Source organism: Mycobacterium sp. E787 (genome assembly GCF_001668725.1).
In the GTDB taxonomy this organism is placed as follows: Bacteria; Actinomycetota; Actinomycetes; order Mycobacteriales; family Mycobacteriaceae; genus Mycobacterium.
The window spans coordinates 295850-318329 of the sequence record NZ_LZKL01000033.1 but is presented as its reverse complement, the minus strand read 5'-3'; the positions used below and the strand labels follow the sequence as shown (position 1 = coordinate 318329).

At 70.1% G+C, this 22480-nt stretch carries 22 protein-coding genes and 1 pseudogene; 22 read left to right on the top strand and 1 reads right to left on the bottom strand.

Annotation, left to right across the window (positions count from 1 at the left end):
* The first annotated feature begins 15 nt into the window (after window positions 1-15).
* Window positions 16-1065, top strand: a complete 1050-nt coding sequence (locus tag A5705_RS07180; protein ID WP_231964341.1) for an alpha/beta hydrolase — start codon at window positions 16-18, stop codon at window positions 1063-1065.
* A 10-nt stretch (window positions 1066-1075) separates the two neighbouring features.
* Window positions 1076-2455, top strand: a complete 1380-nt coding sequence (gene mtr / locus A5705_RS07175) for a mycothione reductase (RefSeq protein ID WP_067880519.1) — start codon at window positions 1076-1078, stop codon at window positions 2453-2455.
* Between the two features lie 105 nt (window positions 2456-2560).
* On the opposite strand, the gene A5705_RS07170 is transcribed toward mtr, so the two are convergent.
* Window positions 2561-2971, bottom strand: coding sequence for a Fur family transcriptional regulator (locus tag A5705_RS07170; RefSeq protein WP_067880623.1), 411 nt, complete (start codon window positions 2969-2971; stop codon window positions 2561-2563).
* A 161-nt stretch (window positions 2972-3132) separates the two neighbouring features.
* On the opposite strand from A5705_RS07170, the gene A5705_RS07165 reads away from it, so the two are divergent.
* From A5705_RS07165 to A5705_RS07070, 20 genes and pseudogenes are all read left to right on the top strand, one after another.
* Window positions 3133-4218 (top strand): HoxN/HupN/NixA family nickel/cobalt transporter, encoded by a 1086-nt coding sequence (locus A5705_RS07165; protein WP_067880515.1) that lies wholly within the window; start codon window positions 3133-3135, stop codon window positions 4216-4218.
* A gap of 43 nt (window positions 4219-4261) precedes the next feature.
* Window positions 4262-4597, top strand: coding sequence for a hydrogenase maturation nickel metallochaperone HypA (locus A5705_RS07160; RefSeq protein WP_068276449.1), 336 nt, complete (start codon window positions 4262-4264; stop codon window positions 4595-4597).
* Window positions 4598-4761: 164 nt separating this feature from the next.
* Window positions 4762-5532 carry a hydrogenase nickel incorporation protein HypB gene (gene hypB, locus A5705_RS07155; RefSeq protein WP_068276443.1) on the top strand — a complete coding sequence of 257 codons (771 nt, stop codon included), beginning with the start codon at window positions 4762-4764 and terminating at the stop codon, window positions 5530-5532.
* 310 nt (window positions 5533-5842) lie between these two features.
* Window positions 5843-6898, top strand: a complete 1056-nt coding sequence (locus tag A5705_RS07150; RefSeq protein WP_067880507.1) for a hydrogenase expression protein HypE — start codon at window positions 5843-5845, stop codon at window positions 6896-6898.
* 55 nt (window positions 6899-6953) lie between these two features.
* Window positions 6954-8753: a nickel-dependent hydrogenase large subunit gene (locus tag A5705_RS07145; protein WP_067880504.1), complete on the top strand. Its 1800-nt coding sequence runs from the start codon at window positions 6954-6956 to the stop codon at window positions 8751-8753.
* 113 nt (window positions 8754-8866) lie between these two features.
* Entirely contained in the window at window positions 8867-9745 is an 879-nt protein-coding gene (locus A5705_RS07140) for a NifU family protein (RefSeq protein WP_067880501.1), read from the top strand.
* On the top strand, window positions 9742-10377 hold the full coding sequence (locus A5705_RS07135) for a DUF5947 family protein (protein ID WP_067880498.1): 636 nt from the start codon (window positions 9742-9744) through the stop codon (window positions 10375-10377). The genes A5705_RS07140 and A5705_RS07135 overlap by 4 nt, the downstream gene beginning before the upstream one ends.
* Window positions 10374-11027 carry a DUF6084 family protein gene (locus A5705_RS07130; RefSeq protein WP_067880495.1) on the top strand — a complete coding sequence of 218 codons (654 nt, stop codon included), beginning with the start codon at window positions 10374-10376 and terminating at the stop codon, window positions 11025-11027. Before A5705_RS07135 ends, A5705_RS07130 begins: the two co-directional genes overlap by 4 nt.
* Window positions 11024-12368: pseudogene (locus tag A5705_RS07125) on the top strand (hypothetical protein); the annotation flags it as partial. The gene A5705_RS07130 and the pseudogene A5705_RS07125, both read left to right, overlap by 4 nt.
* 126 nt (window positions 12369-12494) lie before the next feature.
* Window positions 12495-12980 (top strand): hydrogenase maturation protease, encoded by a 486-nt coding sequence (locus tag A5705_RS07120; RefSeq protein ID WP_067880487.1) that lies wholly within the window; start codon window positions 12495-12497, stop codon window positions 12978-12980.
* On the top strand, window positions 12980-13246 hold the full coding sequence (locus tag A5705_RS07115; RefSeq protein WP_067880484.1) for a HypC/HybG/HupF family hydrogenase formation chaperone: 267 nt from the start codon (window positions 12980-12982) through the stop codon (window positions 13244-13246). The genes A5705_RS07120 and A5705_RS07115 overlap by 1 nt, the downstream gene beginning before the upstream one ends.
* A 1-nt stretch (window position 13247) precedes the next feature.
* Window positions 13248-15662, top strand: a complete 2415-nt coding sequence (locus A5705_RS07110; protein ID WP_067880481.1) for a carbamoyltransferase HypF — start codon at window positions 13248-13250, stop codon at window positions 15660-15662.
* Entirely contained in the window at window positions 15659-16372 is a 714-nt protein-coding gene (locus tag A5705_RS07105; RefSeq protein WP_067880478.1) for a HypC/HybG/HupF family hydrogenase formation chaperone, read from the top strand. Before A5705_RS07110 ends, A5705_RS07105 begins: the two co-directional genes overlap by 4 nt.
* Window positions 16372-17040 carry an SIS domain-containing protein gene (locus A5705_RS07100; protein WP_067880474.1) on the top strand — a complete coding sequence of 223 codons (669 nt, stop codon included), beginning with the start codon at window positions 16372-16374 and terminating at the stop codon, window positions 17038-17040. Before A5705_RS07105 ends, A5705_RS07100 begins: the two co-directional genes overlap by 1 nt.
* A complete protein-coding gene (gene hypE, locus A5705_RS07095) occupies window positions 17037-18149 on the top strand; it encodes a hydrogenase expression/formation protein HypE (protein ID WP_082956333.1) in 1113 nt (370 codons plus the stop codon). Before A5705_RS07100 ends, hypE begins: the two co-directional genes overlap by 4 nt.
* A 16-nt stretch (window positions 18150-18165) precedes the next feature.
* Window positions 18166-18438, top strand: a complete 273-nt coding sequence (locus A5705_RS07090; RefSeq protein WP_067880471.1) for a HypC/HybG/HupF family hydrogenase formation chaperone — start codon at window positions 18166-18168, stop codon at window positions 18436-18438.
* A 12-nt stretch (window positions 18439-18450) separates the two neighbouring features.
* Window positions 18451-19581, top strand: a complete 1131-nt coding sequence (gene hypD / locus A5705_RS07085) for a hydrogenase formation protein HypD (RefSeq protein ID WP_067880468.1) — start codon at window positions 18451-18453, stop codon at window positions 19579-19581.
* On the top strand, window positions 19578-20312 hold the full coding sequence (locus tag A5705_RS07080) for a DUF6390 family protein (protein ID WP_255400240.1): 735 nt from the start codon (window positions 19578-19580) through the stop codon (window positions 20310-20312). The genes hypD and A5705_RS07080 overlap by 4 nt, the downstream gene beginning before the upstream one ends.
* A 10-nt stretch (window positions 20313-20322) precedes the next feature.
* On the top strand, window positions 20323-21435 hold the full coding sequence (locus tag A5705_RS07075; RefSeq protein ID WP_068276437.1) for an alkaline phosphatase family protein: 1113 nt from the start codon (window positions 20323-20325) through the stop codon (window positions 21433-21435).
* A gap of 615 nt (window positions 21436-22050) precedes the next feature.
* Window positions 22051-22446, top strand: coding sequence for a hypothetical protein (locus A5705_RS07070; RefSeq protein ID WP_068276434.1), 396 nt, complete (start codon window positions 22051-22053; stop codon window positions 22444-22446).
* Window positions 22447-22480 lie beyond the last annotated feature (34 nt).

Below are 22480 nucleotides of genomic sequence, written 5' to 3'. Positions count from 1 at the left end.
CTCTAAGCTGGCCTGGTGACTGGCGGGGCGACTGGCTGGGTGCCCGACGTGCTGCCCGGCTATTGGCAGCGCACCATCCCGCTCGGGTCGGATCCCGCCGGCGAGGGCGACATCGTGGCGACGCTGATCCGGCGCGGCGAGCCCACCGGCGCCGATGAGCACGCGGTCCTGGCCGTGCACGGCTACACCGACTACTTCTTCCACACCGAGTTGGCCGATCATTTCGCCGACCGCGGCTTCGCCTTCTATGCGCTGGACCTCCAGAAATGCGGCCGGTCCCGGCGCGACGGCCAGACCCCGCACTTCATCACCGACCTGGCCCACTACGACGGCGAACTCGGCCACGCCCTGTCGGTCATCCGCGAGCCGGCCACCGGCGGTGCGGCACAGACCAAGGTGCTGGTGTACGGCCATTCCTCCGGCGGGCTGATCGTCTCGCTATGGCTGGACCGGCTGCGGCGGCGGGATCCCGCCGCGCACTCCGGCGTCCGCGGCCTGGTGCTCAACAGCCCGTTCCTGGATCTGCACGGCCCGGCGCTGCTGCGCCTTTCGCTGACGTCGGCGCTGATCGCCGGCCTGGCGCGGGTGCGGTCCAGGGGCGTGGTCCGGACGCCGACCGAGGGTGGCTACGGCACCACCCTGCACCGCGACTACCACGGCGAATTCGACTACGACCTGCAATGGAAGCCGGTGGGCGGCTTCCCGATCACGTTCGGCTGGCTGCACGCCATCCGCCGCGGGCACACCAGGCTGCAACGCGGGCTCGAGGTCGGCGTGCCGAACCTGATCCTGCGGTCGGACCACAGCGTGGCCGAATCCGACGACCCGGAGTCCATGCACCGCGGCGACGCGGTTCTCGACGTCACCCAGATCGCCAGGTGGGCCGGCTGCATCGGGAATCGCACCACCGTCGTGCCGGTGGCCGACGCCAAGCACGACGTGTTCCTGTCGTTGCCGGAGCCGCGGCGGATGGCCTATCGCCACCTCGACGTGTGGCTGGACGACTACCTGCGCGGCGAGAATAGCGACGACAGCCCGGCGTCGGCTTCCCCGGGGAAGGGGTGAGGGCCCGGGGATGGAAACCTACGACCTCGCGATCATCGGAACCGGTTCGGGCAACACCATTCCCGACGAGCGCTATGCCGGCAAACGCGTGGCGCTCGCTGAACACGGCACGTTCGGCGGCACCTGCCTCAACGTCGGGTGCATCCCGACGAAGATGTTCGTCTACGCCGCCGAGGTCGCGGCGACCGTCCGGGACGCGGCGCGCTACGGCGTCGACGCGCGCATCGACCGGGTGCGCTGGGACGACATCGTCTCGCGCATCTTCGGGCGCATCGACCCCATCTCGATGAGCGGCGAGGAGTACCGGCGCTCGTTGCCCAACGTCGACCTGTACGAACGGCACACCCGGTTCGGGCCGGTTCAGCCCGACGGGCGCTACCTGCTGCGCACCGACGCGGGCGAAGAGTTCGCCGCCGACCAGGTGGTGATCGCGGCGGGGTCCCGCCCGGTGATCCCGTCCACGATCCTGGCGTCCGACGTGCATTACCACACCAGCGACACCATCATGCGCATCCCCGAGCTGCCCGAGCACCTGGTGATCATCGGAAGCGGCTTTGTGGCAACGGAATTCGCGCACGTCTTCTCCGCGCTCGGCGTGCGGGTCACGCTGATCGTCCGGGGCTCCACGCTGCTGCGCCACTTCGACGACACGATCTGCAAACGGTTCACCCGGATCGCCTCGCGCAAATGGGAGTTGCGCACGCACCGGATGGTCGCGCGCGCCGCCAACCGGGGCTCCGGCGTCGCCCTGGAACTCGACGACGGGTCCACCCTCAACGCCGACGTGTTGCTGGTGGCGACCGGCCGGTTGCCCAACGGCGACCTGCTGGGCGCCGAGCAGGCCGGCATCGACGTGCAGGACGGCCGGGTGGTGGTCGACGAATACCAACGCACGTCGGCGCGCGGCGTTTTCGCGCTCGGCGACGTCTCGTCGCCCTATCAGCTCAAGCACGTCGCCAACCACGAGGCCCGGGTGGTGCAGCACAACCTGCTGTGCGACTGGGACGACACCGCGTCGATGGCCGTCACCGACCACCGGTTCGTGCCGTCGGCGGTGTTCACCGACCCCCAGCTGGCGACCGTCGGGCTGACCGAAAATCAGGCCATCGCACGCGGATTCGACATCTCGGTCGCGGTGCAGGATTACGCCGACGTCGCCTACGGCTGGGCGATGGAAGACACCACCGGATTGGTCAAACTCATCGCCGAGCGCACCAGCGGACGCCTGTTGGGCGCCCACATCCTGGGCCACCAGGCGTCGTCGATCATCCAGCCGCTGATCCAGGCGATGAGCTTCGGGCTGACCGCCAGGGAGATGGCGCGCGGCCAGTACTGGATCCATCCGGCGCTGCCCGAGGTGGTCGAGAACGCCCTACTGGGCCTGGGTTAGACGGCGATCGCAAGCGCGGCGTAGCCGGGCGCGGCGGGTCGCCGCCATCGACCCAGCGGCGATCGCAAGCGCGGCGTAGCCGGGCGCGGCGGGTCGCCGCCATTGTCAGCCGCGCTGGCACTTTGGGCACAGACCGCGCAGCGTCAGGCCGGCCGCCTCCGACAGCGCGAACGAACTGCCCGCCATCGCGTGCTCGAGCGCCGAGCTCAGCTGCCGGGCCGGCACCTCGATGATCGAGCCGCACCGGGTGCACACCGCGTGGTGATGGGGCGCGGTTGCCAGCCCGTAGGTGGCGACGCCGCCGTCGAGGGTCAACGCGTGCAACACCCCCTGATCGACCAGGGTGGTCACCGTGCGGTAGATGGTCGCGACGTCGGGCGGCTGGGCGCCGGGCGGCAGGCAGGCGCGCACCCGCTGGTGGATCTCCGCCACCGGCAGGTGCCCCCTGACCGGCTCGAGGACCGCCAGCACCTGGATCCGCGACGCCATCCGGCGCAGCCCGTGGGCCCGAAGCATGTCACCGATGCGTTCGGTGACGGCCGGGTCCAGCACGGGGCCCTGTTGCACGGCCTTGGGCGTCACCCGTTCAGTGTCGCGCCCGCTCCGCGGGATCGCCAGTTTTCGGCCCGCGACTCCTGCAATCGACTTGCAATTGGCTCGCGGCCGCTCCTAATGTCGTGCGGGTGACCAGGCTTCGGGGCGCGCTTGCGCCGGCCGAGTGGTGGAGGCTGGGATCGATGGTGGCGGTGATCGCCGCACTGCACCTCGTCGGCTGGACCACCCTGGTGGTGATCGTCGACCCGGAGCGGCTGAGCCTGGGCGGCAAGGCATTTGGCATCGGCGTCGGGCTGACCGCCTACACCCTGGGGATGCGGCACGCCTTCGATGCCGACCACATCGCAGCCATCGACAACACCACCCGCAAGCTGATGAGCGACGGGCAGCGCCCGCTGGCCGTCGGGTTCTTCTTCTCGCTGGGCCACTCCTCGGTGGTGTTCGCGCTGGCGCTGCTGTTGGCGGCCGGGGTGAGGTCCGTCGTCGCACCGGTCGAGGACGACTCCTCGGCGCTGCATCACTACACCGGGCTGATCGGCACCGGCGTCTCCGGCGTGTTCCTGTACCTGATCGCCCTGCTCAACGTCATCGTGCTGGTCGGCATCCTGCGCGTGTTCGTGCGACTGCGCCGCGGCGAGTACGACGACAACGAACTCGAACGGCAGTTGCAGAACCGCGGGCTCATCAACCGATTCCTCGGGCGGTTCACCCGCTCGGTCACCAAGTCCTGGCACCTGTACCCGGTCGGGCTGTTGTTCGGGCTCGGGTTCGACACGGCCACCGAGGTCGCGCTGCTGGTGCTGGCGGGGACCAGCGCCGCGGCCGGCCTGCCGTGGTACGCGATCCTGTGTCTGCCGGTGCTGTTCACCGCCGGCATGTGCCTGCTGGACACCATCGACGGCTCGTTCATGAACTTCGCCTACGGCTGGGCCTTCGCCAGCCCGGTCCGCAAGATCTACTACAACATCACGATCACCGGGCTCTCGGTCGCGGTCGCCCTGCTGATCGGCAGCGTCGAACTCCTCGACCTGTTCGCCGACCAGCTGGGGTGGCGCGGCCCGTTTTGGCGATGGCTGGGCGGCCTCGACCTCAACACCGTCGGCTTCGCCGTCGTCGGCCTCTTCGTGGTGACCTGGGCGATCGCCCTGCTGGTCTGGCGCTTCGGGCGTATCGAGGAGAAGTGGAGCACCGCCGAAACCGCGGGCTGACCGCCGTGCGGGTGTAGACCTCTTGAAGGTGTAGAACAGTGCCATGCACGAGCTGTCGTTGTGCGAGGCCATCGCCGGCCTGGTCAAGACGCACGCCGACGGGCGGCACGTCGACGTGGTGCGGGTGCGGATCGGGGCCCTGCGGCAGGTGGTTCCCGAATCGCTGTCGTTCTGCTGGACGCTGGTGCGCGACTCCGAGGAGATGCCGGACGCCGAGCTGGAACTCGAGTGCGTCGCCGCCGAGGTGCGCTGCCGGTCGTGCGGCCGCGAGTCGGAGATCACCTCGGCCTGGTCGATCTGGTGCCCGGAGTGCGACAGCCCCGACGTCGAGGTGCTGCGCGGCAACGAGTTCCTGGTGACGTCGTTGGACGTCTCGTAGGGCCGGTAGCCAAACCGCAGGACGCTCAGGCGCTTTGCCGCCCCGGCGCCGAACGTGAAATTCACGACGTGACACGCCGGTGACGTGTCGCGGATTTCACGCTCGGGCGGCCGGGTTGCGCCGCGCATTAGGATTCGGCCATAGGCACGCGAACGGATTCGATCATGGGCAGATTTCATCGGCACGATGACGGCACCGTGCACGCCCACGATCACGACCAGCCCGACCACGAACACGGCGACCACAGCTCCTACCGGACGGGCAGGCAGCGCGTCGACGTGCTGGAGGCGATTTTCGCCGAGAACGACGTTCTCGCCGACGCCAACCGGGCGGCCTTCGAGAGCAACGGGATCCGCACGCTGAACCTGATGAGTTCGCCCGGGTCCGGGAAGACGACCATCCTGCAGGCGACGCTCGACGAGCTCACCGGGGAATTCGCGATTGGCGTGATCGAGGGCGACATCGCCACCGACCTGGACGCGGCCAAGCTCAGCGGTCGCGGCGCCCAGGTTTCGCTGCTGAACACGAGCAATGGGTTTGGCGGCGAATGCCATCTCGACGCGCCGATGGTCAATCGGGCGCTGCCCGGCCTCGACCTGCCCGGCCTGGACCTGGTGATCATCGAGAACGTCGGCAACCTGGTCTGCCCGGCCGAGTTCGACGTCGGCGAGCACGCCAAGGCGATGGTCTACTCGGTGACCGAGGGCGAGGACAAGCCGCTGAAGTATCCGGTGATGTTCCGGTCGGTGGATGTGGTGCTGCTCAACAAGATTGATCTGGTGCCGCACCTCGACGTCGATGTCGACTCGTACATCGCGCACGTGCGCGAGGTCAACGCGGAGGCCGAGATCCTGCCGGTCAGTGCCCGCACCGGGGCCGGCATGGGGGCCTGGTTCGGATGGCTGCGGCGGTTCGCCGCGGACTCCGCGGGCTGACCGGCCGGCGCAATTCATTCGGCCCCGGAAATCCTGCGAATGGATCGCATGACGCCTTTTTCGTTCGCCTCCCTCATTAGGCTGGCTCACGGGTTGGTGACGCCGCGCCGGGGCGCCGTACTTCCTTGCCGGGCAACGGCAATGGCCGGCCCGTGGGCCTTGTGAGGCATATGTGCATTTGCCGGCAAACCAAGGACCGTTGACAACGGTGTGCGGCGGGAGTAGACCCAAAATCAACGCTGCGCAAGTGGGCCGACGGTCGACTCCGGCAGCGTAGGAGCATCCCAGCCCAGCTCCGGAAAGCTGCGTCATGCCAACAGAAGCGGCAGTCAAAGCAGAAGAGACATTGATCCACGTCCTATGGATCAATGCGGGGCTCAGTTGTGACGGCGATTCGGTGGCGTTGACTGCTGCCACCCAGCCCAGCGTCGAGGAAATAGCACTCGGTGCGCTTCCGGGCTTGCCCAAGGTTGCCGTGCACTGGCCCCTGATCGACTTCGAATGCGGACCCAACGGGGGGGCGGACGACTTCCTCGAGTGGTTCTTCCGAGCCGATCGCGGCGAGCTCGAGCCCTTCGTGCTCGTCGTCGAGGGATCCATCCCCAACGAGAAGATCAAGGACGAGGGTTACTGGTGCGGGTTCGGCAACGACCCGGCCACCGGCCAGCCGATGACCACCAGCGAGTGGCTCGACCGGCTGGCGCCCAAGGCGACCGCGATCGTCGCCGTCGGGACTTGCGCCACCTACGGCGGCATCCACGCGATGGCCGGCAACCCGACGGGGGCGATGGGGGTTCCCGACTACCTCGGCTGGAATTGGAAGAGCAAGGCCGGCATCCCGATCGTCTGCGTCCCCGGCTGCCCGATCCATCCGGACAACCTGTCGGAGACCCTGACCTACCTGCTCTACATGGCGACCGGTCAGGCACCGATGATCCCGCTCGACGACGCGCTGCGGCCCAAGTGGTTGTTCGGCAACACCGTGCACGAGGGGTGCGACCGCGCCGGCTACTACGAGCAGGGCGATTTCGCCACCGAGTACGGATCGCCCAAATGCATTGTGAAGCTTGGCTGTTGGGGTCCCGTCGTGAAATGCAACGTGCCCAAGCGCGGATGGATCAACGGCGTCGGCGGCTGCCCGAACGTCGGCGGCATCTGCATCGGCTGCACCATGCCGGGCTTCCCGGACAAGTTCATGCCGTTCATGGACGAGCCGCCGGGCGGCAAGTTGTCCAGCACGGCGGTCGGGTTGTACGGCAGTGTGATCCGCAGCCTCCGCGGCGTCACGGGCCGCACCGTCGACAAGGAGCCGCGCTGGCGCCACAACGGCGACCAACTCACCACAGGAGCCCGCCGCACCTGGTAGATCCCCTCTACCAGGGCCGGCGCGCTTCATCCCCACTGCACAGGGAGACATTTCGATGACAACAATCGTCCCCGAGCCGACCACCGCCAAGCGGGAACCCGGCCAGCTCGTCGACATGGCATGGGACCCGATCACCAGGATCGTGGGCAGCCTCGGCATCTACACCAAGATCGATTTCGAGAACCGGGAAGTCGTCGAGTGCCACAGCACCTCGTCGATCTTCCGCGGCTACTCGATCTTCATGAAGGGCAAGGACCCCCGCGACGCCCACTTCATCACCAGCCGGATCTGCGGCATCTGCGGCGACAACCACGCCACCTGTTCGTGTTACGCGCAGAACATGGCGTACGGGGTCAAGCCGCCGCACCTCGGCGAGTGGATCGTCAACCTCGGCGAGGCCGCGGAATACATGTTCGACCACAACATCTTCCAGGAAAACCTGGTGGGCGTCGACTTCTGCGAAAAGATGGTCAGCGAGACCAACCCGAGCGTGCTGGCCCTGGCGGAGAAGACCGCGGCGCCGCAGGCCGGCGCGCACGGCTACCGGACCATCGCCGACATCATGCGCTCGCTGAACCCGTTCAGCGGCGAGTTCTACCGCGAGGCGCTGGCGGTCAGCCGCTGGACCCGAGAGATGTTCTGCCTCATGGAGGGTCGCCACGTGCACCCGTCCACGCTGTACCCCGGCGGGGTCGGCACCGTCGCGACGATCCAGCTGATGACGGACTACATGACCCGGCTGATGCGCTACGTCGAGTTCATGAAGAAGGTCGTGCCGATGCACGACGACCTGTTCGACTTCTTCTACACCGCACTGCCCGGCTACGAGAAGGTCGGGCTGCGCCGCACCCTGCTGGGCTGCTGGGGCTCCTTCCAGGACCCCGAGGTGTGCAACTTCGCCTACAAGGACATGGAGCGCTGGGGTAACGCGATGTTCGTCACCCCGGGCGTGGTGGTCGACGGCAAGCTGGTCACCCACTCGCTGGTGGACATCAACCTCGGCATCCGGATCCTGTTGGGCAGTTCGTATTACGACGACTGGACCGATCAGGAGATGTTCGTCAAGACCGATCCGCTCGGCAACCCGGTGGACCGCCGGCATCCGTGGAACCAGCACACCAACCCGCACCCGCAGAAGCGCGACATGGAAGGCGGCAAGTACAGCTGGGTGATGTCGCCGCGCTGGTTCGACGGCAAGGATCACCTGGCGCTGGACACCGGTGGCGGCCCGCTGGCGCGGCTGTGGGCGACCGCGCTGGCCGGGCTGGTCGACATCGGCTACGTCAAGGCCACCGGCAACAGCGTCAAGATCAACCTGCCCAAGACCGCGCTGAAGGGCCCGGTGGAGTTCGAGTGGAAGGTGCCCAAGTACGGCAGCAACACGATCGAACGCGACCGGGCGCGCACCTACTTCCAGGCCTACGCGGCGGCGTGCGGGTTGTACTTCGCAGAGAAGGCGCTCGAGGAGATCCGCGCCGGGCGCACCAAGACGTGGGAAAAGTTCGAGGTGCCCGACGAGGCCATCGGCTGCGGCTTCACCGAGGCCGTGCGCGGCGTGCTCAGCCACCACCTGGTGATCCGGGACGGCAAGATCGCCAACTACCACCCGTACCCGCCCACCCCGTGGAACGCCAACCCGCGCGACAGCTACGGGACGCCGGGGCCCTACGAGGACGCGGTGCAGGGGCAGCCGATCTTCGAGGAGAACGGCCGGGAGAACTTCAAGGGCATCGACGTCATGCGCACGGTGCGCAGCTTCGACCCGTGCCTACCGTGCGGCGTGCACATGTACCTGGGTAAGGGCAAGACCCTGGACAGACTGCACACGCCCACGCAGTCACCCGTCGGGGAGTGACGATCGCAAGCGCGGCGGAGCCGGGCGCAGCGGGTCGTCACCGTGGTGAAGCAGTGACGATCGCAAGCGCGGCGGAGCCGGGCGCAGCGGGTCGTCACCGTATTGGAGGTGGCATGGCGGATCGCCCGGAGCTCCTCGACGACGCGCAATGGCGCATGGCGGGCGATCGGATCCAGACGCTGCTGGATTCCTGCGCGGCGGGTGGGGCCGCCGCGCACGAGCGCGCCCAACAGCTGGTAAGCGAGGTGGTCGGGCTCTACGGGGCCGCGCTGGAACGGATCATGCGGGCCGGTGACGCCGGTTTGGCCGAGCGGCTGGCCACCGACGACCTGGTGGCCAGCCTGCTCCTCGTCCACGGGCTGCACCCGCACGACGCGCACCGGCGGGTGTCGGACGCGCTGGACCGGGTGCGACCGTACCTCGGCTCGCACGGCGGCGACGTCGACCTGCTCGAGATCGACGGCGACACCGTGCGGCTGGCGTTCCGGGGAAGCTGCAAGACCTGCCCCTCGTCGGCGGTGACGCTGGAGCTGGCGGTCGAGGACGCGGTCCGTGCGGCGGCGCCGGAGATCACGTCGATCGAAGTGGCCACCGCCTCGACGGAGGAAGCCGCCACCGTGATTCCGGCCGAATCGCTGATGGCGCACGTGAAGTCGAACGGGCACAGCGCCGGCTGGCATCCGGTGCCGGAGGTGGGCGATCTCGCTCCCGGCGAGGTGGCGGGGTTCCTGGTGTCGGGCACGCCGCTGCTGGTATGCCGGGTCGGCGACCTGCCGCTGGCCTACCGCGACCATTGCCCGGTGTGCGACGACACGCTGGCGGGCGCGCAGCTGAGCGACGCGCTGCTGGGCTGCCCGCGCTGCGGCACGCAGTTCGACATCGTGCACGCGGGCGCCGGCCCCGACGGAACTCACCTCGAGCCGCTGCCCCTGCTGCTTCGCGAGGGGATGCCGTCGGTGGCGCTCGGCGAACCCATGGGGGCCCGGCCGTGAGCACCCCGTTCGAGGTGCTGAGCCGGATCCGAAGCAACCGGGCGGCCCCCGAGCCGGCCGGGGAACGCTGTGAGATGTGCGCCGAGGCGATCGCCGACGAGCACCAGCACGTGGTCAACGTGGGCGCCCGGCAGCTGATGTGCGTCTGCCGCGCCTGCTACCTGTTGTTCACCGATTCGGCGGCCGAGCTGCGCTATCGGGCGGTGCCGGACCGGTACCTGGCGTTTCCGGGCTTCGCGCTGGACCGCCGCGCGTGGGAGGCGCTGCAGATCCCGGTCGGCGTCGCCTTCTTCTTCACCAACTCCGAGCTCGGGCGCACGGTGGCCTTCTACCCGGGCCCGGCCGGCGCGTGCGAATCCGAACTCGATCTGGACGCCTGGCGCTCGGTCGGCGGCGCCGACCCGCGGGCGGGGCTGGTGGCCGACGACGTCGAGGCGCTGCTGGTCCGGGTGCCCGACGACGACGAAAACGCCGAGCCGCAAACCTATTTGGTTCCCATCGACGCCTGCTACGAGTTCGTCGGGCGGCTGCGGATGATGTGGCGGGGATTCGACGGTGGCCAGGAGGCCCGCGCGTTCATCGACGGCTTCTTCGCCGACATCAAGGCCCGCGCGGTAGAGACACCGCCATGACCGCAGAACACATGGACGTGAACTTCGCGGTGCTCGACGTGGCGCCCGAACCGTACTCGGTGAGCCCGGTGTTGACGGCGCGGGTCAGCGTCGCCACCGGCGGTGACGATCCGGTGCACGCGATCTCGCTGCGCTGCCAGGTCAGGATCGAACCGCTGCGGCGTTCCTACTCCGAGGAGGAGGCGGCCGGGCTGCTCGACCTGTTCGGGCCGCGCGAACGCTGGGCCACCACCCAGCGCACCTTCCTCTGGCAACACGCCACCGCGATGGTGCCCGGCTTCGCCGGGAACACGACGGTCGCGCTCCCGCTGGACTGCACGTACGACTTCGAGGTTGCCGCCGCCAAGTACCTGCATGCCCTGCGCGACGGCGCGCTGCCGCTCCAATTCCTTTTCAGCGGAACCATTTTCGTGAAGTCCGAACGCGGGTTCTCGGTCCAGCAGGTGCCGTGGGACTGCGAATATCGCTACGACATGCCGGTCACGGTCTGGCGGGACCTGATCGCACAGCACTACCCCAACGCCGGCTGGGTGCGCCTGAGCCACGAAACCATCGCGGCGCTGGCCGCCTACAAGTCGGCGCAAGGCCTGCTCGACCTCGACCACGCGGTCACCTCGCTGCTGGACACCGACCGCGAGGAGGCCCGATGACCTCCGGCTGGGACCGGGCCCGCGCCGTCGCCGACGCGGTGCTGTACGAGGGCTACCTGCTCTACCCGTACCGGGGGACGTCGACCAAGAATCAGTCGCGTTGGCAGTTCGGCGTTCTGGGCCCGCCCGGCGCCGCGGACGCGGGCCTGGGCGAGGACGACAGCCTCGCCGCGGACTTCCTGGTCGACGGGGCCGCCCAAGCCCTGACGCTGGTGGTGCGGTTCCTGCAGTTGCAGCACCGGCGTGCCGAGCGAGAGTTCGCCCACGGGGAATTCGAACCGGTCGACGAGCTGCGGACCGCGGCCGGGTCGTGGCTGACCTGGGACGAGGCGGTGGAATGCGAACGATCGTTCGGCCCGCTCGCCTTCGAGGACGGGCCGCGCGAACTGCCCTTCGCGGCGGACGCGGCGACCGACGTCGAATACGTCGACGGCGGGCGCCTGGTGCGCCGGCGGCAGGAGGTGCGGGGCCTGCTGACGGTCGCCAGCGAGCCCGACGGTGACCTGCGCCGGGTCTCCGTGCGGGTCGGCAACGTCGGGGAGGCCGTCGGCGACAAAGCCGACGCGATCGCCCGGTCCATGATCGGCACCCACGTCATCGCCGAAGTCGTTGGCGGTGAGTTCGTTTCGCTGCTCGAGCCGCCACCGGGCGCCGCCGAGGCGGTGTCGCGGTGCGGCCGGCACCGGTGCTTCCCGGTGCTGGCGGGACCCGTCGGCACCCGGGACATCCTGCTGATCTCGCCGATCATCCTCTACGACCACCCGGAGGTCGCCGAGCAGAGCGGCACCGCACTGTACGACTGCACGGAGATCGACGAGATCCTCACGTTGCGCGTGATGACGATGACGGAGGAGGAGAAGGCGCAGGCCCGGGCCACCGATCCGCGGGCCGCGCACATCATCGACCAGTGTGACGCGATGTCCCCGGAGTCGATGGCGCGCCTGCACGGTGTACTGCGCGACCCGCACGCCATCTCGGGCCTCGTCCCGGAGATCCCCGAGGGGGTCGACTGGTGGGATCCGCTGGCCGACAACGCGGTTCGCCCGGAGATCGATGCGGTGCTGGTGAACGGGGTACGGGTCGCCCGCGGCAGCAGGGTCCGGTTGCGGCCGAGGCGCAACGCCGACGCCCAGGACATCTTCGTCGCCGGCAAGGCCGCCCGCGTCACGTCGGTGCACGAGGACGTGGAGGGCAACAAGCACGTCGCGGTCGTCGTCGAGGACGACCCCGCCGCCGAACTGCACGACTGGTACGGCCGCTACCTCTACTTCTCCCCCGACGAAGTGGAGCCGCTCGAAGCCTCGCAACCCGCGACGTGAAAGGAGTTCGAAATGGAAGTCTTGGGTTGGATATTCCTCGCCATCATCGCCCTGGTGGTCGCGATCGGGCTGGTGTTCGGGCTGGTGTCGATTCCCGACGCCCGCCGCTACCTGAAACTGCGGCGGATGTAGCCGCCCGGGCGAGGAGATGACAACGCGCATCCTGGTGGCCGGGATCGGCAACATCTTCCTGGGGGACGACGGGTTCGGCTCGGAAGTGGTCCGCAGCACCGAGATCCCGCAGGGCGACTCCCGCGTCCGCGTCACCGACTATGGCATCCGGGGTATGCACCTGGCCTACGACCTCCTCGAGGACTGGGACACCCTCGTCCTCGTCGACGCCGTGCCGAGCCGCGGCAACCCCGGCACACTGCACGTATTCCAGGCCGACCACGAATCCGGTTGTGGCACAGCTGGTCTCGACGGTCACAGCATGGATCCGGCCGCCGTGTTCGCCAGCCTGCGTGCCCTCGGCGGCAGCCCGCCCTACACGGTCGTCGTCGGGTGCGAGGCGGGGAGCGTCGAGGAGGGCATCGGCCTGACCGAGCCCGTGGCCAGGGCGGTCCCCCGCGCCGCACGGGCCGTCGAGGAGATCGTCGCGGCGCTGCAGGCGTCCGCGCGGGTGGACCGCTGATGTGCCTCGGGATACCGGGCCAGGTGATCCGGATGCTGGACGGCTACGAGGGCCAGCTCGCGCTGGTCGACGTCGCCGGTGAGCAGCGCAGGGTCAACGTCGGCATGCTGCCGGAGGAGACGTTCTCCCCCGGCGACTGGATAATCATCCACATGGGGTTCGCCGTCGAAAAGACCGACCGCGCCGGCGCCGAGCAGGCGATGGCCGGCCTCGAGCTGATGGGCAGGGGCCGCGCCGACCCCACGATCGGCCCGGAGGCCGGTTGAGATGACCGAATCCCCCCTGCTGCTGCGGGCCCACGATGTCCGGCGGCGCTTCACCGTGACCGGTGTCGTCCAGGGGGTCGGCTTTCGGCCTTTCGTGCACCGCATCGCCAGCGAGCTGGGCCTGGCCGGGTTCGTCGGCAACGACTCCGGCGCCGTCTTCCTCGAGGTGCAGGGCGACCGCGCCCGCATCGACGAATTCGCCCGCCGGCTGCGCGCGGACGCGCCGCCGCTGGCCCGGATCAGCGCCATCACCGCAACCGAGATCGCCGCCGGTGACGGCGGCAGCGGGTTCCGCATCGTGGCAAGCCGGACGATCACCGGTGCGGCAACGCCGATTCCGCCCGACATCGCGGTGTGCGACGACTGCATCCGCGAGTTGTTCGACCCGCGCGACCGCCGCCACCGGCATCCGTTCGTGACGTGCACGAACTGCGGGCCGCGGTTCACCATCATCCGCGAGTTGCCCTACGACCGCCCGGCCACCACCATGTCGGCGTTCGCGATGTGCGACCGCTGCGCCGCCGAATACCACGATCCGGCCGATCGCCGGTTCCACGCGCAGCCCATCGCGTGCCCCGATTGCGGCCCGTCGCTGTGGTTTTCGTCGCCGGCGGGGCCCGTCACCGGGTCGGACGCCGCGCTGGCGGCCACCCAACGCGCGCTGGCCGCCGGCGCGCTGGTCGCCGTCAAGGGCATCGGCGGTTACCACCTGGCCTGCGCCGTCGCCGACGGCGCGGCGGTCGCGGCGCTGCGGGCACGAAAGGCGCGGGGCGCCAAGCCCTTCGCGATGCTGGTACGCGACCTCGACGTCGCGCGCCGCTACGCGCACGTCGACGCCGACGAGGCCGCGGTGCTGTCGGGTCCGGCCCGCCCGATCGTGCTGCTGCGACGCCGACCCGGCGCGCCGGTCGCCGACGCCGTCGCTCCCGGCAGCCCGCTGCTCGGCCTGATGCTGCCGTACTCCCCCATCCATCACCTGCTGCTGGCGCCCGTGCCCGGCGCCGCCGCGCCGGTGCCCGACGCCCTGGTGCTCACCAGCGCGAACCGTTCCGACGAGCCCATCTGCTTCACCGATGACGATGCCGCGCGGCGGCTTCCGGCGCTGTGCGACGCGGTCCTCGACCACAACCGGCCGATCCACGTGCCGTGCGACGACTCGGTGGTGCGGGTGGTCAACTTCGCCTCGGCGAGCAGACACAAAAGCCCCGGCACGCCCGGCGTGTCGGGGGCTTTTGCGTCTGCTCGCGCCGGGAGGCCCACGGAACTGCCCATCCGACGGTCACGCGGGTATGCGCCGTTGCCGGTCGATCTGGGCCGGGCGGGCCCGGCCGTCCTCGCCGTGGGCGGGGAGCTGAAAAACACCTTCTGCCTCACCGACGGCTCGCGCGCCTACCTGTCCGGCCACATCGGCGACATGGCGACGTGGGAGACGCTGCGGGCCTTCGAGCGCGCGGTGGATCAGCTCACCGGGATACGCGGCGCGCCGGCGCGGTTGGCCGCCGACCTGCACCCCGGCTACCACACCCGCGACTGGGCCGAGCGGCACGCGGGCGATCGGCCGCTGGACCTCGTCCAGCACCACCACGCGCACGTCGTCGCGCTGCTCGCCGAGCACGGGCGCATCGGCGAACCTGTCATCGGGGTCTCGTTCGACGGAACCGGCTATGGCCGCGACCACACGATCTGGGGCGGCGAAATCCTCGCCCTGGGCACCGAGAGCCACCGGTTCGTTCGCGTCGGCCACCTGCTGCCGGTCCCGCTGCCCGGCGGCGACGCCGCGGTGCGCAACCCGTGGCGGATGGCGCTGTCGCAACTGTGGACGGCGGGTGTCGACTGGACCGGGGACCTCGCGCCGGTCGCGGCCGCGACCCCGGACGAATTGCGCCTCACCCGTTCGCAATTGGAGAGCGGCGCCGGATGCGTTCCGTGCTCGAGCATGGGCCGGCTGTTCGACGCCGTCGCCTCGCTGCTCGGGGTGCGGCACCGGATCGACTACGAGGGCCAGGCCGCCATCGAGCTGGAGGCGCTGGCGGAGTCGGCGCTTGACGCCCCCGGCCCGGCGCTGCCGCTGACGGTGCGGGCCGACGGGGTGATCGACCCCACCACGACGGTGCGGGCGGCGGTGGCGGCGCTGCGTGACGGCGCCCGGCCGGCGGCCCTGGCCGCCGCATTCCACGAGGCCGTCGCCGACGCCGTCGCCAAGGCGGTCGCCCAGGCGGCCGGCGAGACCCGGCTCGTCGGCCTCACCGGCGGGGTCTTCCAGAACGTGCTGTTGCTGCGCGCCTGCCATGAGCGGCTGCGCCGCAGGGGGTTCGAGGTGCTGACCCACCACACCGTCCCGCCGAACGACGGCGGGCTGGCGCTGGGTCAGGCCGCGGTCTCCATGCTGAGGGGGATGGAGGACGCGCAATCATGACCACTTCCGCCATCGATCGCGGTCTCGGCGCCGGACTGGCCGAGGATTTGGCCGCCACCGCGTTCACGCTGGCCAAGCGGTTCGCCGCGGGGGCGACGATGTGGTCCATCGCGCCGTCGTGGGAACCGCACGCGCAGCACATCGCGGTGGAGTTCGTGCACCCGGTGATCATGGGCAAGCGGGCGCTGCCCGCGGTGGCGCTCACCGGACCCGACCTGGTGGACCTGGTGCGGGTGTCGGTGCGGCCCGGCGACATCGTGATCGCGGTCTCCGGCGCGGACGACCCGCAGGTGCGCTCCGTGATGCGCCGCGGCCCCGCCTGGGGCGCCACCACGATCTGGATCGGCAGCGGCCGGCGCCCGGCGGCCGGGATGGCCGACCACGTGCTGTGGCTCGACGACCCCGACCCGCGGGTGCCCGCGACGGGCGGGTTCGTGCTGTTCTATCACCTGCTGTGGGAGCTGACCCACGTGTGCTTCGAACATGCGGGGCTGCTGAAAGACGAATGCTCCGAAACTGTTTGCGTGACGTGCAGCGACGAGGGGCGCCTGGGCGAGGTGGTGACGGCGTCGGCCGACGGGCAGGCAACCGTGCGCACCGCGCGGGGCGTCGAGGACGTGGTCACCACGCTCGTCGACCCAGTCGCCGCCGGCGACCTGGTCCTGGTCCACGCGGGCACGGCGATCAGCAGGCTGGACGAGGAGGGCTGATGAGCCAGGACGAACCCACCAACTTCCTGTACCCGTTCATCGACGCACAGGAGGACGACCCCCGCTCGCTGCTGGCCGACCTCGCCGCCTCGGCGCAGGCCAAGGCCGCCGAGAGCCTCGCGCTGCGCCGCTCCACCCTCGATGCCAACGCCGACCGACTGGAGACGGCCGCCACCGCGATGGCGGCCCGCTTCGCGGCCGGCGGGCGGTTGTTCACCTTCGGAAACGGCGGCAGCTGCACCGATTCCACCACCCTGGCGCGGCTGTTCGCCCGGCCGCCGCTCGGCAAGCCGCTGCCCGCGTGGCCGTTGACCGCAGATCAGGCGGTGATGACCGCGCTGGGCAACGACGTCGGGTTCGAGCTGGTGTTCGCCCGCCAGCTGATCGCCAGGTCGAAGGCCGGCGACATCGCCATCGCCATGTCGACCAGCGGCGGTTCGCCCAACCTGCTCGCGGCGCTCGCCGAGGCACGCCGGCGCGGCCTGTACACCGTCGGCTTCGCCGGCTACGACGGCGGCGCCTTCGCCGACAACCCGAACGTGGACGCCTGCTTCGTCGTTCGGTCGCAGAGCGTGCACCGCATCCAGGAGTCACAGGCCCTGTTGGGCTATCGGCTGTGGCTGAGCGTGCACCAGCGTTTGGGCGATGAAGATTTGGGGGCGGCATGAGCAAGCCGGCGGGCGAATACCTTTCGTCGGGGCCGCGGTTCGCCGAGGGCGAGGTGATCGAGCGCATCGAGTCGTTCCGCAGGCGCCGCCCCCGGCTGCTCGACGACCACGTCACCCTGGCCCACGGGGCCGGCGGCAAGGCGTCGGCGGCGCTGGTGGACGCGGTGTTCCTGGAGGCCTTCCGCAACCCGCTGCTGGAATCCCTGGGCGACGGCGCGGTGTTGGCACTGCCCGGCGGCGAGCGCCTGGCGATGTCGACCGACTCGTTTGTGGTGCAGCCCAGGCGTTTTCCCGGCGGGTCGATCGGCGAACTCGCCGTCCACGGCACCTGCAACGACCTCGCGATGGCCGGCGCCGTGCCGTCGTGGATCTCGGCGGCGTTCGTCATCGAGGAAGGTTTCGGAATCGCCGAGTTGAAGGAGATCGTCGCCGACATGGCGGCCGCCGCCGTCGCCGCCGGGGTGCAGATCGTCACCGGCGACACCAAGGTGGTGCCCAAGGGCGCGGCCGACGGGCTTTTCGTCACCACCACCGGGGCCGGTGTCATCCCGGCCGGGCGCACGCTGTCGGCCGGGTCGGTGCGCACCGGTGACAGGGTGCTGCTGTCGGGCTCGATGGGCGACCACGGCATGGCCGTCATGTTGGCCCGCGGCGACCTGGCCATCGAGGCCGACATCGTCTCCGACACCGCGTGCCTCAGCCCCGTGGTGGAGCTGCTGATGGCGGCGGCCCCGTCCACCCGGTGGATGCGCGACGCGACCCGCGGCGGGGTCGGCACCGTCTGCAACGAACTGGCCCAGGCCTGCGGCCTCGGCGTGCTGCTGGACGAGGAGCGACTGCCCGTGCGGCCCATGGTGAACGGCGCCTGCGAGCTGCTCGGCATCGACCCGCTCTACGTGGCCAACGAGGGCAAGTTCGTCGCCGTCGTCGCGCCGGAGGAGGCCGAGGCCGGGCTGGCGGCGCTGCGCTCGCACCCGCTGGGCGCCGAGGCCGCCGAGGTCGGGGAAATCGTTTCCGAACCGGCCGAAAGCGTGGTGCTGCGAACAGGATTCGGTGGGACCCGGATCGTCGACATGCTGGTCGGCGACCCGCTGCCGCGGATCTGCTGAGAGGAGATGAACTGAGATGTGTCTTGGGATTCCGGGCCGGATCGTCGAAATCACCGACCGCGCAAACTATCTGGCGAAGATCGACGTCAGCGGCGTCCAGCGCACGATCAGCGTGCGGCTGCTGGAAGACGACATGCCCGAGCCCGACGACTGGGTCCTGGTGCACGTCGGGTTCGCCATGGCCAAGATCGACGAGACGGAGGCGCTGCTCACCCTGGCCGCCATCAAGAAACTCGGTGAGGCCTACGCCACCGAGATGGAAGCCTTCGACTCGTCGGCCATCGTTTAGGGAAGGCGCGCAATGAAATTCGTCGACGAGTTCCGCGATCCGGCCGCGGCCCGCAAGCTGCTGGGCGCCATAAAGCGCCTGGCCGGTGATGGCGGCGAAGAGTTCAAGTTCATGGAGGTGTGCGGCGGGCACACCCACACCATCTACCGGCACGGCATCGAACACCTGCTGCCCGACAACGTGGAGCTGGTGCACGGGCCCGGCTGCCCGGTCTGCGTGATCCCGATGGGCCGCATCGACGACGCGATGTGGCTGGCCGGCCAGCCCGACGTGATCTTCACCTGTTTCGGCGACATGATGCGGGTACCCGGGTCGGCCGGCAGCCTGCTGGACGCCAAGGCGCGCGGCGCCGACGTGCGGTTCGTCTACTCGCCGCTGGACGCGCTGAAGATCGCGGTCGACAACCCCGACAAGCACGTGGTGTTCTTCGCCATCGGCTTCGAGACCACCGCGCCCTCGACGGCGGTGACGCTGGTGCGCGCCCGCGACCTCGGCCTGCCCAACTTCAGCGTCTTCTGCAACCACGTCACGATCGTGCCGCCGATCAAGGCCATCCTGGAGTCACCTGATTTGCGGCTGTCGGGTTTCATCGGCCCCGGGCACGTGTCGACGGTGGTGGGCAACCGCCCCTACCGGTTCGTGCCGGAGGTGTACCGAAAGCCGTTGGTGGTGGCCGGTTTCGAGCCGCTGGACATCCTGGCGGCGGTCGCGATGCTGCTGACCCAGATCCGTGAGGGCCGCTGCGAGGTGGAGAACCAGTACAAGCGCGTGGTCCCCGAGCACGGGAACCCCGCCGCGCTGGCGCTGATGGGCAAGGTGTTCGCGCTGCGCCCGCACTTCGAATGGCGCGGGCTGGGATTCATCTCGCAGAGCGCGCTGCGCCTGCACGACGACTTCGCGGAGTTCGACGCCGAGCTACGGTTCGCCATGCCGGGCGTGCGGGTCGCCGATCCCAAGGCCTGCCAGTGCGGCGAGGTGCTCAAGGGCGTGCTCAAGCCCTGGGAGTGCAAGGTTTTCGGCACCGCGTGCACCCCCGAGACACCGATCGGCACCTGCATGGTGTCGCCCGAGGGGGCGTGCGCGGCCTACTACAACTTCGGACGCATGCACCGAGACGCGGTCAAGCTGGTGGGGCGCGCTTGACCGACAGCCGCGGTGTCGAGATGTTCGCGCGTTACGCCTACGCCCCCAACGCGCTCGGCTACTGCGGTCCCCCACTGGGGGCCACCCTGCGAGACGGCTCGGTCGACGAGGTGCGCGCTGCGGCGACGAGGTTTTCCGGTGCCTGGCCCTACCTGCAAGTCCTGTCCAGGCTGACCGGCATCGCCGACCCGCTGGACTACCGGCTCGTCGAATCCTATTGGCTCGGCGGCGGTGTGGGCGCCGGCCTGGACCCGCACGATTTCTTCGACACGCTGCTGGCGATCATCGGCCCGCAGGCCGGCCGCTACTGGTCACACCTCACGGCCGCCCTGGCGGGCGAGGCCGCCGCCAACCACTGCTTTCACGTGTTCGGCGTATACCCGTGGACCCGGTTCTTGGGGCGGGGCATGGACGAGCATCCGTTGAGCGTGCTCGACAACTGCCGAATCGGCTGGGGCACAGTGGTTTCCCGTGACAACGACAACGTCGCGGTCAGGTGTCGGCGGCTCCTCTGGGACGGCCGGGCACTGACACTGGCCGACCCCGCGGCGCGAACGCTCGACGTCTGGGCCGACGGGTACAGCGCCGTGCCCGACGTGGCCGTCGGCGACGAGGTCGCGGTGCACTGGGGCCGGCTGTGCGGCCGGTTGTCCCCGCAGCAGGTACGCGCGCTCGCCGACAGCACCGAGCGGCAGCTGCGGGTGACCAGCCAACGGCTGGCGCCGGTCTAGTCTTGCTCCCGTGCCCGGTTCCATCTGCGACGTGCTGCCCGCCGCGGCCGCGTTGCTCGGGGCGCCGGGCGCGGTCGACCGCCTCGGCCTCGTGGAGTCGGTCGGCGCGAAAGACCGCGTCGCGGTCGTCCTGGTGGACGGGCTGGGCCGGCACCTGCTACCCGAGTTGGCCGGGACCGCGCCGATGCTGGCCTCGGTGCTCGCCGGCGAGGTGGGGCGGCTCACCGAACTCGCCTGTACCTTCCCGTCGACCACGCCGAGCAGCCTGGTGTCGCTCGGCACCGGGGCGCGGCCCGGCGAGCACGGCATCCTGGGTTTCACGCTCAACGTGCCGGGCACGGATCGGGTGCTCACCCACATCGTGTGGCGGGACGACCCGCCGCACGCCGAATGGCAACCGCTGCCAACCTGGTTCGCGCGGCTGGAGCGGGCCGGCATCGCGGCCCGCGCGGTGCTGCCGGCGCCGTTCATCGGCAGCGGGCTGACCGACGCCGCTTACGGCGGGGCCAGGTTTCGCCCGACGCGGCCGAGCGACGACTACGCCGCCGTGCTGGCCGGTGAACTGATCGCCGCGCCGGGGCTGGTCTACGGCTATACCGCCGACCTGGACACCGCGGCCCACCTGTTCGGCATCGGTTCGCAGCGGTGGCACGAGGCCGCGGCCCGCGTCGACGCCCTGCTGACCCGGCTGGTCGAGGCGCTGCCCCCGGACGCGGCGTTGCTGGTCACCGCCGACCACGGCGGGCTGAACGTCCCCGCGGACGCCCGCGTCGACCTCGACGCCGACCCGCGGCTGGGTGCCGGGGTCCGGGTGGTCGCCGGCGAGCCGCGGGTGCGCTACCTGCACACCGAGCCGGGGGCGGCGGCGGATGTGCGGGCCGCCTGGAGCGAGGCGCTCGACGGTCGCGCACACGTCTACAGCCGCCAGCAGGCGGTGGCCACCGGCATGTTCGGCCCGGTCAGCCCGGCCCACCTGCCGCGAATCGGCGACGTCGTGGTCGTCTGCACCGGCGACACCGCCGTGCTGGCGACCGCGCACGAGCCGCCGGAAACCGCTCGGCTCATCGGTTTTCACGGCGGCCCAACCCCCGCCGAGATGGCCATCCCGCTGATCGTTTTCTGAGCCGCCGAGCTACCCGGCCCGTTACCACCAGGCCACGCGGAACCGGGCTACGTCCCTCAGCCGGGCGAGGGCCTGTCGCGCCCGCATCCGAATAGCCGCGGGGACCAGCGGCCTGCCGTCGTGGCGCCGCCGGCGGCCTCGGCCACGCCGAGGTGAGGCTCCCTGCGGGGCGGAGTCGGTGCCCACGCCCGCCAGCCACCGGGGTGCGCCCGCCAATTGAAAAGGCATGGGTTCGTGCAACATCCGGGGCCGGCTCCCGCTGCCCGACTTGCGGCAACAGAAGCCGTTGGGATCACTTTCCACGGACCCATCGCCGGGGATCCACACTCCCGACGGGTGCTGGACAATTTGCCTGCCACAGTGGCGGCAGGTGGCCGCGTACAACGTTCGCCCCTTGTGATATTCGCTGACAGTTCCGCGGCGCCCCGACCGCATCGCGGTTATGTCAACCCTACGCCACAAATGAACGCGCATGTTTTCAATACCGCGGCGCGGTGTCGAGCGCGGCGGACAAAGACCGGCACGTCGGCGCCGCGAACCAGACACCCGACTTTGCGGGTTTTCACAGCTCGCTCCGATCGTTCTTCCGGTTCCGCGTTGTAGATTCGGGCCACTGTGACATCCCGAGGCGCCCGCGAAGCCCGACGATGGCGGTCGGCCATCGCGATCGTCGCCGCGCTCGGCGTCTTCGTCGCCCTCGTCGCGGGTTCGGCGTTGCGGCCACAATTCGCCGCGGCGGCGCCGCCGGAGCCGGCCGCCTGGTCTCAGGCGATACCGGACGCTGGCGCGCACGCTTCGCACGACGCCGCGCCCACGCACAAGAAGCCGTTCCACGCGACCTGGATGACGAAGGACCGGCCCCCGGCATGGAGCCCCGTGTCGCCGCCGTTGGTCGCGCAAGTCTCGTTCGCCGCGTTCGGTTTTCAGCCCCGCGGGGCGCGGCCGTGCGCGCCCGCGGCCATCCGGGCCGGCCCCGACATCTTGACCCGGTTCTGCGTCGCGCGCCGCTGATCGATCAGCGAACCAACCGTGTAACCCCTGCGTC

What these genes read in the sequence shown, in the direction of transcription:
- A5705_RS07140 (WP_067880501.1), top strand. Translation starts at nt 8,867, where the DNA reads ATGGCGGATCGCCCGGAGCTCCTCGACGACGCGCAATGGCGCATGGCG.
- A5705_RS07130 (WP_067880495.1), top strand. Translation starts at nt 10,374, where the DNA reads ATGACCGCAGAACACATGGACGTGAACTTCGCGGTGCTCGACGTGGCG.
- hypE (WP_082956333.1), top strand. Translation starts at nt 17,037, where the DNA reads ATGAGCAAGCCGGCGGGCGAATACCTTTCGTCGGGGCCGCGGTTCGCC.
- A5705_RS07150 (WP_067880507.1), top strand. Translation starts at nt 5,843, where the DNA reads ATGCCAACAGAAGCGGCAGTCAAAGCAGAAGAGACATTGATCCACGTC.
- A5705_RS07090 (WP_067880471.1), top strand. Translation starts at nt 18,166, where the DNA reads ATGTGTCTTGGGATTCCGGGCCGGATCGTCGAAATCACCGACCGCGCA.
- A5705_RS07115 (WP_067880484.1), top strand. Translation starts at nt 12,980, where the DNA reads ATGTGCCTCGGGATACCGGGCCAGGTGATCCGGATGCTGGACGGCTAC.
- mtr (WP_067880519.1), top strand. Translation starts at nt 1,076, where the DNA reads ATGGAAACCTACGACCTCGCGATCATCGGAACCGGTTCGGGCAACACC.
- A5705_RS07170 (WP_067880623.1), bottom strand. Translation starts at nt 2,971, where the DNA reads ATGCTTCGGGCCCACGGGCTGCGCCGGATGGCGTCGCGGATCCAGGTG.
- A5705_RS07110 (WP_067880481.1), top strand. Translation starts at nt 13,248, where the DNA reads ATGACCGAATCCCCCCTGCTGCTGCGGGCCCACGATGTCCGGCGGCGC.
- hypB (WP_068276443.1), top strand. Translation starts at nt 4,762, where the DNA reads ATGGGCAGATTTCATCGGCACGATGACGGCACCGTGCACGCCCACGAT.
- A5705_RS07105 (WP_067880478.1), top strand. Translation starts at nt 15,659, where the DNA reads ATGACCACTTCCGCCATCGATCGCGGTCTCGGCGCCGGACTGGCCGAG.
- hypD (WP_067880468.1), top strand. Translation starts at nt 18,451, where the DNA reads ATGAAATTCGTCGACGAGTTCCGCGATCCGGCCGCGGCCCGCAAGCTG.
- A5705_RS07120 (WP_067880487.1), top strand. Translation starts at nt 12,495, where the DNA reads ATGACAACGCGCATCCTGGTGGCCGGGATCGGCAACATCTTCCTGGGG.
- A5705_RS07145 (WP_067880504.1), top strand. Translation starts at nt 6,954, where the DNA reads ATGACAACAATCGTCCCCGAGCCGACCACCGCCAAGCGGGAACCCGGC.
- A5705_RS07100 (WP_067880474.1), top strand. Translation starts at nt 16,372, where the DNA reads ATGAGCCAGGACGAACCCACCAACTTCCTGTACCCGTTCATCGACGCA.
- A5705_RS07160 (WP_068276449.1), top strand. Translation starts at nt 4,262, where the DNA reads ATGCACGAGCTGTCGTTGTGCGAGGCCATCGCCGGCCTGGTCAAGACG.